Genomic DNA, 14,776 nt, shown 5'->3' on the forward strand with positions numbered 1-14,776 from the left:
TTAGGGAAAATTATTATACCTTATACCTTATACCTTATCCCTTAAATATCTTCCAAAGTTTTTCTACAAACTCCTTGTTTGCCTTTTCTGCTTGAAGAATAAAATCATTTGATTTCCAATCTCCAATAACTTTTTTCATTTCTTCCTCATTACCAAACATGGCTAATCTGAACGGATCTTGAAAATCCTTTTTACGAGAGTTTTTAATCCCATCTGCTAGATTTTGTGAAACGATTATGGCTTTATTTAACCAAGCAGTAAATGTTTCCTTTTCGTAAAGTTCTTTTTTACCAAGAACCTGAATTAGACCATTCAAGGCATTTTCAAATTTTTGGTCTGGATATAATTTAGCTTGTGCTTGATAAAATTGATGTACTTGTAACCAAGAATTTACTTTTCCAGATTTTATATTATTTTTCAATTCCTGCAATGCACTTTTAGGAATTAATTGTCCACCAACATTTTCCCAATCAACAATCGGTGTACTTTTCGAAATGGTTTCTTTTAATAATAGTATTGGGTCTTTGGATTGATTTCTCTCCATTGTTGCCAATAATTCTTTTGCAGCGTGGTAATATAAAATATCTTTAAACGCATGATAGGCTTTGTATACCTTGGCAATTTTGGTTTTCTTTTTCGAATTCTCAATTCCATCCACATATAACTCTAGATTTTCATTGGCATTCTTCGGGTCATTCAACCATTCCTGTCCTGCCCATTTTTCGAATAAATTAATGGCATTCAATAATTCAAAAACGGTATCTGGTGCGAGGTAATCAAATTCTAATAAATCGTCTTTTACCAAACGCTGATCTCGAGCCTCAAATTTCCATGCATTACGTGCAATCGCATACATGTTGTATAAAAACCAATAAGCAGGAATAATTAATAATCCGCCTGTTTTATCATCATTTCCAATCAAAGAAAATGGAATAGGATTGTGAATTTCTGCTGGATAATTTCCTTTAGAGATCAGGTTAAAGGATGCAAATTTAGAGTTATGCTTCAAAGCAACAGACAAACCAGGCCAAAATCCACGGCCCGCTTGCAACTCTCCATCCGCTCCTCTTGAGTTATGGTTTGAACCTAAGGTTGCTCCAGCAGCCATATTACTTTGCCCCTGAACCACGGCCGCACATAAAAACGAATTGTTATGGTGTTGTTCATGGGCGGGATAAATCAATGCATTTAATACTTCACAGCATGAAATAGTTGAATTACTTCCTAGATAAGAGTTAATCAATCGAGCACCGTATTTCAATTGAGAATGGGCCGCTAATATAAATCGAACAGCTTTAACGCCATAAAAAATCCGACAACCTTCATGGATTATACCGTTTACCAATTCACAACCTTCCCCAATTTGACTAGGTGCCTCAGGCACAGACAAAATACTTAAATTCTTTAATTTATTGGCTCCCTTGATGTAGGTATCAGGACCCATATTTACATCTTTGATGATACCCGTATTTTTAATAACTGTACGGTCGCCAATTTGTCCATAAAATCCTCTTTCACTAGAAAACTCCTTCAAAGTCATTTCTATATACTTTTCTTGAAGTGCTTTATCATCTCTGTTTCTTGTCCACAAATAGGCATCTCCTGGTTTCATTTGTAAAAATGGAATTACCTTTCGACCACCATTTTCATTTCCTAATTCCAACCAAATACGTATTTTTTCTTCCTCACCTTTTTTTACACTTCCGTTTCCAAATTTTGCTGTGGCGGTAGTTGCCAATTCATTTACCTGCAAAATCATCACTTCGTTTCCCACCTGGTAATGCGACAACATATTGACCCTATCAATGGCCACGTTATCTGCAAAATCGCAAGAAATAATAGTTGAATTATACAAACCAACCGGCATTCGAAGATTTTTAAATTCAAGAAAACAATTTTCTAATTTTCCAATTCGGTTGATGCCAAAAAAACGACAATTTTTTACCAAATGCGCATTAAATCCTTCTTTTACGAAAATGTCTTTCCAGTTTTCTGCCTCATTTAGGTTAGATTCTAAAATATTTATTTCACGAATAGACAAGGGTCTAAAAATGGATTTGTCAACTTTTTGGTCACGAAAAACAAACTCATCTGCACCTTGCTGCAAATAATCTCCACTAACAAATTGAAAGCCTAACTCAGCTAAGGGTTTTTTATAAATTTTATTCATTTTTCGTATAATTCTAAGGGTAGAAAATCGGGATCTTCAAAAAAGGTGAATCGTTTGCCAGTAAACTCATCTACTCGAATGGGCTCAGTGGAAATTCCTAAACTTTGCAAATGCTCAATACTTTTTTCGATATTATCTACTTCAAAGGCGAGATGTCGCAAGCCGCTTGCTTCGGGTCTACTTGGTCTTTGGGGTGGATTAGGAAATGAAAACAATTCAATTACATAATTGTCACCAATGGCCAAATCCAATTTATAGGAATCTCGTTCTTTCCTATAAATTTCCTGAACGATTTTTAGTCCAAGTCCATCCACATAAAAGCTCTTTGATTTTTCGTAATCAGAACAAATTATGGCAATGTGATGTACTTTTTTTAGACCTAAACCCATTTTATTTATCCTTAATGGCTACAGCAATTTTAGAATCAGCTGTTCCGTAATATAAATACCACTTTTTGCCCACATGTGCTAAACCTTCAATGAAACAAACCTCATTGACCTCTCCTACTTTTTCGTAATCCTTATTGGGCCAAATAAAAGGATTATCTGTTCTTTTCAATAACTTATAGGGTTCTTTTGAGGAGAATAAAGCCTGACCAGCTGAATAAGTAAACTTTGGAAATTGAGAAGTTCCAAAATTTAAAGAATTACTTCCATTATATAGCATTAAAATGCCCTGTTGGGTTAATAAGGCATACGGGCCTGGTTCTACCAAACGACTATCAAAATAACCTTTCCTTGGTCCCAAGACAGCAATTCTTTCTTTATTTTCTTCATCTTCACAAATCTCCCAATTCTTCAAATCAGTTGATTTAGCTAAAAACAAATTTGTATCACCGAAATACATCCAATAAAACCCATTAATTTTTTTGGAAATCATAGAGGTACCTATATTCTCCACCACTAAAGCACCAGATTTAGACCAAAGGTTGATGTATTTTTCAGACTTAAAAAGTGGGCCAATCTTTGTCCAAGTAAGTAAATCTTTAGAAAACGCTCCACAAAGCCTAGCCGTCTTCCCATCATAGGAAGTATAGGTTAAAAAATATCCACCGTCTTCGGTTTGGACAATTCGAGGATCTTCAATTCCTCCTTTTTGTTCATATTTCAAAAATTCGTCTTTATCAGGGAAAAGTATAGGTTTTGGATTTTTCTTAAAATGAATACCGTCTGAAGAAGTTGCTAATCCAATTCGCGACATCCCTGTTGAATCTTGTGCTCGATAAAGCAAACAAAATACTTTACTTTCCACTTTGCTCACCTTGCTCACTTTGCTTACTAAAACCACGCAAGGATTCAACACATTCCTAGCTTCCCAAAAAACTTTTTTACCAGAAACGGGGCAGAGAAATTCTTGAGATAAGGATGGTGACAAAATAGGATTTTGATTATCCTGTTTTTTAAAATTGTTTAGTTGCCAATTTTGGGCAAAAAGAAAATTAATCGTACACAAAAATGTGAAAACAAGAACGAAAAGTCTATTTTTACGAATCTGAATCATAAACAAAGTTATTAAATTTCATTGAAAGTTGTCATAATAGGAGGAGGAGCTGCAGGATTTTTCGCAGCATTGTCAGTAAAAAAACACCATTCAGGTGCTGAAGTTACCATTTTAGAAAAATCCAGTAAGTTTTTGGCAAAAGTCAAGGTTTCGGGTGGCGGAAGATGTAATGTAACTAATGCGACATTTAATAACCGAGTTTTGTCAGAAAAATATCCTAGAGGTGAAAAATTTCTTAGAAAGGCATTTGAAGAATTTAATGCTAAAGACACCTTTGAATGGTTTGAAACAAGAAATGTTGCCCTTCACACTTATCCTGACAATTGTGTTTTCCCAAAGGCAAATGACTCACAAGTTATCATCGACTGTTTCATGCGAGAAGCACATCGATTAGGAATAGACTTATTTACAAGTGAAGGGGTAAAAGAAATAAAAAAATCAGGTAATAATTTTCTCCTAATTACTCAAACTGGTGAATATACTGCAGACAAGGTTATTTTAACTACTGGCGGACAGCCAAAAATTGAAGGATTTAGCATATTATCAAATTTTGACTTACAAATAATTCCACCTGTCCCATCACTTTTCTCTTTCAATATTTCTGATACAAAATTACACATGTTAATGGGTAATGTAATTGAAAATGCAAGTGCAAGAATTGAAGGTTTAAAATTGAAAGGAATAGGACCTATCTTAGTAACGCATTGGGGTTTGAGCGGGCCATCAATTTTACAATTATCTGCATGGGGGGCACGAGTATTAAATGAAAAAAATTACAAATTCAATTTACTCGTTAATTGGCTAGGGGATTTCACAGAAATGCAAACAAAAGAAATTCTAGAAAATGCAATTATGAGCCATGGAAATAAATTACTTTTAAATTTTTGTCCCTTCCCTTTCACCAATAGATTTTGGGCTTATTTATTAGAAAAAAATAATTTTACTGAAACTCTAAAATGGAAAGAACTTCAGGGGAAATTATTCAACAAATTACTAAATACCTTGATCAATGACCCTTTTAAAGTAGAAGGAAAAACGACTTTCAAAGAAGAATTTGTCACTGCAGGAGGAGTTTCTTTGGAAGAAATAGATGTTCAAACGATGCAATCGAAAAAAGTGCCGGGACTTTACTTTGCAGGAGAGGTCATGGACCTTGATGGCATAACAGGCGGATTTAATTTTCAAGCAGCCTGGACAACAGGATTTATTGCCGGAAAACTCAAGCCAATTAAATAGCCAATTTTAATTATTATTATTAATTTTATAGCTTAATAATTTACCAATGACCGCTCAGATAGAAGAACCTATTGAAGCTTTTCCCTACACCCCTCCCACCGAGGAAATCAAAGCCAAATACAAGCATATTTTTGAATTGAAGGTCCCCATCAAGGTGCCCTTCCCAAAATTATTATTTGACAAAACCTTGGCTTTATTTTTCTTTTTGGCTACTTCACCAATTTTGATTTTTCTATGGATTTTCAATTTTTTTGAAGGAATACTAATTCCTGAAAATAAAGGACCCTTATTCTTTTATTATAATGGCGTTAGCCACGGAAAGGTATTCAAAAAATGGAAAATCAGATTGATTAAAGAAAAATACATTGACAAGGATCTTCAGGCAAAGGGCGATTGGCATGCCTACAAAAACGAATGGATGCCTGAAGCAAGAACCTATATGGGTCGATTCGTCAAAAAAACATACTTAGACGAAATTCCCCAATTTTACTTGATACTGAAAGGAGATATGTCTTTTGTAGGTCCTCGACCGCTAGCTGTTCATCACTACGAACGGGATTTGGCCCAAGGTAATGTAACCCGAAAATTGGTACGCGGAGGTTTATTAGGTTACGGACACGTTAGAAAAGGAACTTCTGATTTTGGAAAACCCGATTTTGAATACGAATACGTTCATCGATATCTGACTTTATCTCCTTGGAAACTTCTATTAACAGACCTGTATGTTATTTGGAAGGGAATAGTTGTGGTTGCAAAAGCAGGGGGGCATTAATAAGGTATAAGGTATAAGGGATAAGGTATAAAAATTAATCCCTTATACCTTATACCTTATACCTTATCCCTTTTATTCCACTGTAACACTTTTCGCTAAATTCCTCGGTTTATCAACATCTAATCCACGGGCAACCCCAATGTAATAAGATAGTAGCTGTGTTGGTAACACAGAAACTAAAGGTGCTAGCAACTCATCTGTTTCTGGTACCTCAATGATATCATCTGCCATACCTTTGATTAAATCATCGCCCTCTGTTACGATCGCAATAACCTTCCCTTTTCTGGCTTTAATTTCTTGAATATTACTCACAATTTTTTCGTAATAAGCATCTTTTGTCGCAACGAATAAAACAGGTAAGTTTTCATCTACAAGCGCAATAGGACCATGTTTCATTTCAGCAGCTGGATAGCCTTCTGCATGTATGTAGGAAATTTCTTTCAATTTTAAAGCACCTTCTAAGGCAACTGGGAAATTATATCCACGACCTAAAAATAAGAAATCGCGCGCATCAGCATATTTGTCGGCTACTTCTTTTACCTTCAAATGTGCAGCTAAAGTATTTTTTACTTTTTCTGGAATTTGACCTAATTCTTTGATCAAATGCTGATAAGTTGCTGCAGTAATAGTTCCTTTTTCCTTACCAATTTTCATTGCCATCATGGCCAAAACAGTCAATTGGCCTGTAAAGGCTTTGGTACTTGCAACCCCAATTTCTGGTCCAGCGTGTGTGTATGCACCTGCATGAGAAATACGAGATATGGAAGAACCCACCGCATTTACTACACCAAAAATAAAGGCACCTTGCTCTTTGGCTTTTTCAATGGCAACAAGCGTATCAGCGGTTTCTCCACTTTGAGAAATTGCAATGATTACATCACCTACGCCAATTACTGGATTTCGGTATCGAAACTCGGAAGCATATTCTACTTCTACTGGGATTCTGCAAAGCGTTTCAATCATGTATTCTGCAACCAATCCTGCATGCCACGAAGTTCCACAAGCAATGATTACAATTCGTTTGGCTTGAGCAAAAGCTGACAAGTTTTGTTCAACCCCAGCAAGCGTTAATATTCCGGCTTCTGGTTCTAATCTTCCCCGCAAACAATCCGTTAAACTATCTGGTTGCTCAAAAATTTCTTTCAACATGAAATGGTCATAGCCACCCTTTTCTATTTGGGCCAATTCCATATCTAATTGCTGAATATATGGTGTTACTGGCTCATTACCTAGGTTTTTTAAACTTACCTCATCACGAGAAATAATTGCTAATTCATAATCATTTACATAAATAACCTTTTTGGTGTATTCAATAATAGGCGACGCATCTGAAGCCAGAAAATGTTCCCCATCGCCAATTCCAATTACTAAGGGACTACCCTTTCTAGCTGCAATTAAACGATCCGGATAACCTTCCTCCATCACAATGATTACATAAGCACCAATAACTCTTTTCAATGCAAAGCGAATGGCCTCTTCTAAGGTTGAATTGTTGTTTTTCTGAATATCTTCGATGAAATTAACTAGAACTTCTGTATCAGTTTGCGACTTAAACTTGTACCCCTTTTGCTCCAATTCCTTTTTCAAAGAAGCATAATTTTCAATGATTCCATTATGAACCAAAGTCAATTTACCATTATTTGAAGTGTGTGGATGCGCATTTGCATCTGAAGGTTCACCGTGAGTGGCCCAACGTGTATGGCCAATACCAACTTGTGCCGTTTGCGTTACTGAATCTTTCCATGCTTCCAATTCACTTACCCTGCCTTTTTTCTTAAAACAGGAAATATGTTCATCAAAAAGGGCTATTCCAGAACTATCATATCCACGATATTCTAATCTTTTTAATCCTTTTAAAATAATTGGGAAGGCATTTTGAGAGCCAATATATGCAACAATTCCACACATAGTAATTGTATTTTTTTAATAATTTTTAAATTTCAAATAGGGCAATAATTTTACAAAATACACTTAAAATTTGGATTTAAACAAATAATATCTGAAATAATACTGACAATTTACTTCCTCATTTGAAATTGTATTCTTCTAAGTAATATTTTTTATTTCCTAAATTTATTCAAATTTTGCATCAAAATTTACAAAAAATAAACACATGAAATTAAGATTCTGTCTTTTAATCCTAACACTCCCATTTCTAAGTCTAGCACAAACCAATTTGCGTATTGAACCCATGAATTGGTGGGTAGGAATGAAAAATCCTGCTTTACAATTATTGATTCAAGGCAATGATATCAAAGGCGGGACAGTTATTTCTAAAAATCCCAAAATTAAAATTAAAAAGGTTCATCAAGCAGATAGTCCCAATTATTTGTTTGTCGATTTATTAATCGATAAAAATTTACCTGCTGGAAAATATCCTTTGCAAGTAATAAAAAATGGGAAAGTCATTCACGAAATTTCTTATGCATTAGAACAAAGAAAACCGCATTCGGCAGAAAGAGAGTCGTATTCTCCCAAAGATGTAATTTATTTAATCACACCCGACCGTTTTGCCAATGGTGATCCCTCAAACGATGCCGCACCGAGCATGGAGGAGCCAAATCCCAATCGTTCACACATGTATGGCAGACATGGTGGCGACTTACAAGGCATTATCGACCGCTTAGATTACATCAAGGAAATGGGCTTTACAGCCATTTGGAACATGCCTGTTGTTGAAAATAACCAAAAAAATGAAAGTTATCACGGATATTCAATTACCGACCACTACAAAATTGATCCACGTTTTGGAACAAATGAATTATACAAAAAACTTTCTGAAGAAGCAGAAAAACGTGGAATAAAAATGGTTTGGGATATCATTTTGAACCATATTGGTAGCAACCATTATTTCATGAAAGACAAACCTTTCAAAGATTGGATCAATTATAATGGCGAGTTTGTTTCAACCAATCACGTGAGAGAAACCCAACAAGACCCACATGCATCCAAGGCAGATTACAAAAAACAAGTAGAAGGTTGGTTTGTACCGACCATGCCCGATTTGAATCAAAAGAACCCCTTTCTAGCCAAATATTTAATCCAAAACACCATCTGGTGGATTGAATATGGGAATTTAGGTGGTTTACGAATTGACACCTACCCATATTCTGACCGAAATTTTGCCAATGCTTGGACTCAGGCCGTTAGTGCAGAATATCCAAAAATGAACATGGTGGGAGAAGAGTGGTCGAGTAACCCAATCATCACTTCTTATTGGCAAAAGGGCAAAATCAATAGAAATGGGTATGTTTCTGGATTACCAAGCCTAATGGATTTTCCTTTACAAAATGCACTTTCTGAAGGACTTTCTGAACCAGAAAGCTGGGGAAAAGGTTTATCAAAAATTCACAGTGTATTATCAAATGATTTGGTGTACCCGAATCCAGAAAATTTAGTGATTTTTGGCGACAATCATGATATGAGTCGATTCTTTACCCAAATGAAAAATGATAAGGCTTTATTCAAAATGGGGCTTTCGATGATTTCCACCTTACGCGGAATTCCTCAAATTTATTACGGGACAGAAATAAATTTCTCGAATCCTAATAGCACTGAACACGGTGAAATTAGAAAAGATTTTTATGGAGGTTGGAAAGGCGACTCGCAAGATGCAGTAAAGGGAATAAATTTAAGTGCCGACGAAAAAGAGAGTCAAGATTTTGTAAAAAAATTGTTAAACTGGAGAAAAGGTAACGATGCAATTGCAAACGGTAAAATGACCCATTTTGCTCCACAAAATGGTATTTATACCTATTTCAGATATTCTAATAAAAGCAAAGTGATGGTCATTGTCAATAAAAATGCTGAAACAAAATCGGTTGAGGCAAATTTGTATGAGGAGCTTTTACCTGCAAATGCAAAACTTAAAAATATATACAATGGCCAAACCTCTACATTAGGAAAAACCATAGAGGTGCCTGCAAAATCAGTACTTATTTTGGAGGTAAACTAAATGGGCAATTTAATTAAAGGTACCATTGCCGATTATAAATTTGAGGATCAAAAATTGCTAATTTCCTATTCAAAAAGTATCCAACGAACCGTTGAAAATATTTCAGAGAATGTTGAATTGGTCAAAAGTATCACGGGGAACAAAGCAGTTCCCCTATTAATCTTTTTAAAACCTTCTCCTTTGCCCGATAAGGCTACTCGGGAATTAAGCAAACAAAAATTACCAGAAATTTATACCGCCATGGCCATGGTTTCTGAAGGAAATTTAGGTGCTTTTATTATGAATTTGTTGTTTAAATTTCAGCAGTCGCCAATACCAATGAAAAGTTTTTCAAATGAAGCGGATGCTCGAAAGTGGTTGCAACAATATCTTTAAGATTTTAAATGCTTGAGTGCTTCCCGCTTACTCAAAGCAGGCAAAGAACTGTTCTGAACAAATTGTAACACCCAATTCGGATTGGTTCTAGCGTATTGTCTAAGCACCCAACCAATGGCCTTTTGAATGAAAAATTCTTTGGAACTTGCTAATTGTAAAATGATTTCCTGCAAATCTGCTGTATCGGTTTTGTCCTTATAATCGAGAACATAAATGATACACATACGTTGTAACCAGAAATTATTGGATGCCATCCAACGGTCTAAATAATTAGATTTTTGTTGGGGATATTTCAAAAAATAAGGTCCCAGAATTTTAGGAGCAAGTACATCTGTCACATCCCACCAAGGATATCTCAAGGCTGTTTTTTCTACCCAATCTAACACATTTTCATCCCAATCCTTTTTCAATTTTTGAACCAAAACCATCGCCAAATAATGAAATTCGTGCTGAGGTAAATCCAGCATTTCATTGGGAATTTCAAGGTAATTTTGGGGAAAGGGATAGGATTTAAACAACTGTTTAAAAACCTCCATTTGTTCTGGTTTTTTAACTCCCAAAAATTGAAATTGATTACGCATGTATTTTGTCATCCAATATGCATTTTCCTTATTGGACTTCGCCTCTAAAGCTATTTTCAATTGCTCAAGCCAAGGACTCATCGATTGGAAAGGTTTATTTTACCTGCGAATCCAGCTGGCTCAACAGGCCACTTGGAGGCATCAAACGACTCATATCGAATATTCACAAAATTGATTTCATGGAAATTTTTCCATAAAACTTTTTGTTGATCCAAATAACGAATGCGGTTTGCTGAAACATTACCGACTTCTAATTCTAAAACATTTTCTTCTTTCAACAAATTAGCCGGAACCTCCAATTTAAATGGAATAGCCCAAACATTTCCTAACTCTTTTCCATTTAATCGAACCTTTGCCCAGTCTCGAATATCAGTAAACTGAATAAATTTACTTTGCTTCAAAGCCAAACTATCCAATTTAAACTTCAGTGTATATTTTCCTGTACCTGAAAAATATTGAGTAGTGCTATCCACTGTCCAAAATTCTGGATTTAAAAAAGATAATTTTTGAGGCAAATTAGGCTCACCCTTCATAAAATCAATTTCAACGTTGGGTTCTAAAACCACTTCTTGGCGCCAATATGGATTTGTTAGTTCCAATTTCTTCCCTGTTTTTGCAGAGTAATTTTCGATAAAAACAGACTCACCAGGTTCTAAGCGAAGACTTAAGAATTTTTGTTTTGTTGAAATTTGTCCAAAAATTTCTTTTTGAGTTAAAGGATAAAAAATTCGGTATCCACCTCTTATTTTACCTAAATTGATCTCAGAATCTTGGACATTTGCGCTTAAATTTGAAATAAAATAGAGTGAACCATTAGCTGTCTTTTTTCTGAAATAAGTTAAATTATTTTCAGACAAATTGGTTTCTCGAACAACGCCATGCCTTTGCATTACATCTCTTGGATCATGAATCACCTTTAATTTCAAATGCTCAACGGCATCCTGCCAACGAGCCTCCAATTCATTGCTCCAATTAAATGTATTATGATTTTGTGGCCAATGCTCTAAGAAATAAATAGGATAGCCTTGTTTTACCCACAAAGAAACTCTCTCCAAAGTTTCCAAGGAAAGATAATCTACAGCAGGTAAAAACAGAATTTTATAGGACTGTCCGGCAGGAGAAATAAACGTTCGGTTGGGTCCCAATTTGATTTGTTTTAACAATTCGTCTGAAACATAATCTGCTTGGTATCCATTGTTTTGAAACAAATCAGCCCAATAGCCAAATCGAGTATTTTTCATCCAAATTTTACTTTTGGCATGTAAATCCAAGGTATGAATCTTTCCCTTGCCATTTTCTGCATGCCAGATATCTTCTATTGGAAAATACAAAAGTACCTCCGAATCAGATTTTGAGTTTTGTAATTTGGTTTGACAACGATCAATATAGGCATTCAATTCAGGCAACATACCCCAGAAATGACTATTGTAATTGAAATTCGTACTAGCATAAAACAACCAACCTGGCCATTTTACTTCGGGCGGAGAATATGTCGCGCCATGATAAAACAAATGATTTACTCCACCTAAAAACACCTCATCAACGATGGGCTTAACCTGCGCCAAAGAAACCTTGAAATGATTTCCCAACCAGGTGGCGGTTTCACTTGTCACCAATTTCTTTCCTAAAAAATGTGCAGGCGAAGAAGCCAATTTAATAATTTTAATATCCGGAATTCCAAAAGTTGTAGAATCATAATCTGGATCGATTCGATATCCGGGAATTGGATAAGGTTTCGATCCAAAAAATTCGGATTCAGGAATATCTACGGAAGCATATAAATCAATTAGGTTTCCGGGACTACCATGTGCTTGATCTCTGCTTTTCACCCCTGAATGATGTGCAAAATCATTGAAAGAAAGGGTAAATTCTTCTTTGACTAATTTCCCAAGAGTTCGGTGGTAATCTGCCCAAATTTGATTTTCAGCTTCATTTTCTACCTTTTCTTTGACTAAAACAGGCAATTGGGTTCGCAAATCATAGCCATTTTCTTTTTGGAAAATATCCCAAAAATGCTCCGTCCAATTGGCGCCATACACCTCATAAGAATCCGAATAGATAGCTCTTAAATTTCCATTGGCGGCTTTTAAAATTGGTTCAAATGCTTTTTTGTAGTGATTAAAGGCATCTTTTGAGAAATGATCCAAGACCAATCCTTCGCCACCGGGTGCTGCACGTTTTACTTTTTGTTGTGTAAAAGTTTCATAAACCACATAAATAATGGGTTTTTCTTCTTTTATTGAATAGGTTAAATAGTGAGTAGGTTCTTTTTCAGAATATAATTCTTTATGAAAAGTAGATCCATCATAAATGGAAATGGAAATAATTTTCGAATCGGGTTGCTTAGCTGTTTGAGGAGAAATGACTGGAATTTTATCTCCTTTAGCAAGCGAAATGGTTTCAATTTTGAATGATTTGGCAGCTTCTTTGGTAGAAACTTGCGGACCACCAAAGGGCCACCCAGTCCCTAAGGTCATATCAATGCCCAAATGCAAACGCTTTGCTTCCTTTAAAACAAACAAAAATTGCTTCTCCCAAGCGGGTGATAAATAAGGCAAAAATTCCTTTTCAAATCCTTTGGCTCCGTAAATTGGAATGATGTGCAAACCTCCAAATCCGGCCTTTGCATATGCCTCTAATTGAAAGGTAATGCCTTTTTCATTAACCGCACTACCCGGCCACCACCAGTAAGTCCAGGGTTTGGTGGTAAAAAAAACATCAGGACCTTGTGGTCCTGATGCGAATAAATTCATAGAGAATAATAGGCAAAGAATTAAAATCTTAGAAAATAATTTCTTCATAAAAGTTCATTTTAAACAAAACGACCCAATAAGTTTTCTAAATATTCTTGACGACCTGAAAGCATTGCTGGCTCACCAACCGAAACAGCGATTTCAAACAAATCTTCTAATTTTAATTTTCCTGCAACATAATCAGCCCCTTTTCCAGAATCAAAAGAAGCATAACGAGCTGCCTTTAATTTGTCAAATTCGCCATGTTTCTGGATTTTATCTGCGATCAATAAAGCTCTTGCAATGGTATCCATACCACCAATGTGTGCATAGAATAAATCAGCTGGGTCAGTAGAATTTCTTCTTCTTTTGGCATCAAAATTGATACCTCCACCTGCTAATCCACCTTGCTTTAAGATAATCATCATCGCCTCAGCCCACTCGTAAATATCAGTTGGGAATTGGTCGGTATCCCAACCATTTTGATAATCACCTTTGTTGGCGTCAATTGATGCTAACATACCTGCATCAGAAGCGACCTGACACTCATGTGCAAACGTATGTCCAGCCAAAGTAGCGTGGTTTACTTCTAAATTTAATCCAAATTCAGACAATAAATCAAACTCTCTTAAGAAACCAATTACAGTTGCAGCATCATAGTCATATTGGTGCTTCGTTGGCTCACAAGGTTTTGGCTCAATGAAGAACTTACCTTTGAAACCATTTCTACGAGCATATTCTACACAAGTATGCAACATTCGCGCAAAATGCTCACGCTCACGCTTCATATTGGTATTCAATAAACTCATATAGCCTTCACGACCTCCCCAGAACACGTATCCATCACCCCCTAATTTGATTGTCGCATCAATTGCACCCTTCAATTGAGCACCTGCATGTGCAAGCACTTCAAAATTCGGATTGGTTGAAGCACCATTCATATATCTTTCGTTAGAGAACAAATTGGCGGTTCCCCACAATAATTTCACACCTGAATCCGCTTGTTTTTTAGCGAAAATATCAGAAATAAATTCTACACGAGAAGCAAATTCTTTCGGATCATTGTGTCCGTCAATTGCGTCCACATCGTGGAAACAATAATAAGGAGCACCTATTTTCGTAATAAATTCGAAAGCAGCGTCTGCTTTATCCTTCGCGCGTTGACGTGCATCAGAGGCTACATCCCATGGATAATGATGGGTACCTGGTCCAAATGGATCTGAACCATCTCCACAAAATGAATGCCAATAGGCAATTGCGAAACGCAAATGCTCTTTCATTGTTTTACCAGCAACTACCTGATTTTCATCGTAGTATCTAAATGCTAAAGGATTATCCGAGTTCGGGCCTTCGAATTTTATTTGACCTATACCTTTAAAATATTCCTTTTCTCCTATTAAAATATTCATATTTTTTGTATATTTATTTTCTTTTTCAAATCAAAACTACTGATTC

Annotated in this window: 11 protein-coding genes; 4 read left to right on the plus strand and 7 right to left on the minus strand. The window is 35.8% G+C overall.

Annotated features, from left to right (window positions below; translation table 11 throughout):
- Positions 1–34: 34 nt before the first annotated feature.
- Genes EOJ36_RS07560 through EOJ36_RS07570 form a run of 3 tightly spaced genes read right to left on the minus strand, consistent with a single transcriptional unit; the run spans position 35 to position 3,670 of the window.
- The gene (locus EOJ36_RS07560) at positions 35–2,170 is read right to left on the minus strand and encodes a DUF4954 family protein (RefSeq protein ID WP_127803966.1); all 2,136 of its coding nucleotides are present in this window, start codon (positions 2,168–2,170) and stop codon (positions 35–37) included.
- Positions 2,167–2,559, minus strand: coding sequence for an SMU1112c/YaeR family gloxylase I-like metalloprotein (gene gloA2 / locus EOJ36_RS07565; RefSeq protein WP_127803968.1), 393 nt, complete (start codon positions 2,557–2,559; stop codon positions 2,167–2,169). Before gloA2 ends, EOJ36_RS07560 begins: the two co-directional genes overlap by 4 nt.
- Position 2,560: 1 nt before the next feature.
- A complete protein-coding gene (locus tag EOJ36_RS07570; protein ID WP_127803970.1) occupies positions 2,561–3,670 on the minus strand; it encodes a glycoside hydrolase family 130 protein in 1,110 nt (369 codons plus the stop codon).
- 21 nt (positions 3,671–3,691) lie between these two features.
- Between EOJ36_RS07570 and EOJ36_RS07575 the strand changes: the two genes are divergently transcribed.
- On the plus strand, positions 3,692–4,906 hold the full coding sequence (locus tag EOJ36_RS07575; protein WP_127803972.1) for a BaiN/RdsA family NAD(P)/FAD-dependent oxidoreductase: 1,215 nt from the start codon (positions 3,692–3,694) through the stop codon (positions 4,904–4,906).
- 46 nt (positions 4,907–4,952) lie between these two features.
- Entirely contained in the window at positions 4,953–5,678 is a 726-nt protein-coding gene (locus EOJ36_RS07580; protein ID WP_127803974.1) for a sugar transferase, read from the plus strand.
- A 72-nt stretch (positions 5,679–5,750) separates the two neighbouring features.
- Here the strand turns inward: EOJ36_RS07580 and glmS are convergent, their stop codons facing one another.
- Positions 5,751–7,586 carry a glutamine--fructose-6-phosphate transaminase (isomerizing) gene (gene glmS, locus EOJ36_RS07585; RefSeq protein ID WP_127803976.1) on the minus strand — a complete coding sequence of 612 codons (1,836 nt, stop codon included), beginning with the start codon at positions 7,584–7,586 and terminating at the stop codon, positions 5,751–5,753.
- A gap of 205 nt (positions 7,587–7,791) precedes the next feature.
- Here glmS and EOJ36_RS07590 point away from each other — a divergent pair, with 205 nt between their 5' ends.
- Together EOJ36_RS07590 and EOJ36_RS07595 are read left to right on the plus strand one after the other, a co-directional pair.
- Positions 7,792–9,633, plus strand: coding sequence for a glycoside hydrolase family 13 protein (locus EOJ36_RS07590; protein ID WP_127803978.1), 1,842 nt, complete (start codon positions 7,792–7,794; stop codon positions 9,631–9,633).
- Positions 9,634–10,008 carry a DUF7793 family protein gene (locus tag EOJ36_RS07595; protein ID WP_127803980.1) on the plus strand — a complete coding sequence of 125 codons (375 nt, stop codon included), beginning with the start codon at positions 9,634–9,636 and terminating at the stop codon, positions 10,006–10,008.
- Here the strand turns inward: EOJ36_RS07595 and EOJ36_RS07600 are convergent.
- From EOJ36_RS07600 to xylA, 3 genes are read right to left on the minus strand one after another with little or no spacing between them, the layout of a single operon-like run.
- Positions 10,005–10,670, minus strand: coding sequence for a DNA alkylation repair protein (locus EOJ36_RS07600; protein WP_127803982.1), 666 nt, complete (start codon positions 10,668–10,670; stop codon positions 10,005–10,007). The two genes, EOJ36_RS07595 and EOJ36_RS07600, sit on opposite strands and share 4 nt — an antisense overlap.
- Positions 10,667–13,390: a glycosyl hydrolase gene (locus tag EOJ36_RS07605; RefSeq protein WP_127803984.1), complete on the minus strand. Its 2,724-nt coding sequence runs from the start codon at positions 13,388–13,390 to the stop codon at positions 10,667–10,669. The genes EOJ36_RS07600 and EOJ36_RS07605 overlap by 4 nt, the downstream gene beginning before the upstream one ends.
- A gap of 11 nt (positions 13,391–13,401) precedes the next feature.
- Positions 13,402–14,730 (minus strand): xylose isomerase, encoded by a 1,329-nt coding sequence (gene xylA / locus EOJ36_RS07610; RefSeq protein WP_127803987.1) that lies wholly within the window; start codon positions 14,728–14,730, stop codon positions 13,402–13,404.
- Positions 14,731–14,776 lie beyond the last annotated feature (46 nt).

Origin of the sequence: Sandaracinomonas limnophila (assembly GCF_004005965.1) — a bacterium.
Lineage (GTDB): Bacteria > Bacteroidota > Bacteroidia > Cytophagales > Spirosomataceae > Sandaracinomonas > Sandaracinomonas limnophila.

Coding starts and splice junctions, on each gene's coding strand:
- EOJ36_RS07560 (WP_127803966.1), bottom strand. CDS start 2,170: ATGAATAAAATTTATAAAAAACCCTTAGCTGAGTTAGGCTTTCAATTT.
- gloA2 (WP_127803968.1), bottom strand. CDS start 2,559: ATGGGTTTAGGTCTAAAAAAAGTACATCACATTGCCATAATTTGTTCT.
- EOJ36_RS07570 (WP_127803970.1), bottom strand. CDS start 3,670: ATGATTCAGATTCGTAAAAATAGACTTTTCGTTCTTGTTTTCACATTT.
- EOJ36_RS07580 (WP_127803974.1), top strand. CDS start 4,953: ATGACCGCTCAGATAGAAGAACCTATTGAAGCTTTTCCCTACACCCCT.
- glmS (WP_127803976.1), bottom strand. CDS start 7,586: ATGTGTGGAATTGTTGCATATATTGGCTCTCAAAATGCCTTCCCAATT.
- EOJ36_RS07590 (WP_127803978.1), top strand. CDS start 7,792: ATGAAATTAAGATTCTGTCTTTTAATCCTAACACTCCCATTTCTAAGT.
- EOJ36_RS07595 (WP_127803980.1), top strand. CDS start 9,634: ATGGGCAATTTAATTAAAGGTACCATTGCCGATTATAAATTTGAGGAT.
- EOJ36_RS07600 (WP_127803982.1), bottom strand. CDS start 10,670: ATGAGTCCTTGGCTTGAGCAATTGAAAATAGCTTTAGAGGCGAAGTCC.
- EOJ36_RS07605 (WP_127803984.1), bottom strand. CDS start 13,390: ATGAAGAAATTATTTTCTAAGATTTTAATTCTTTGCCTATTATTCTCT.
- xylA (WP_127803987.1), bottom strand. CDS start 14,730: ATGAATATTTTAATAGGAGAAAAGGAATATTTTAAAGGTATAGGTCAA.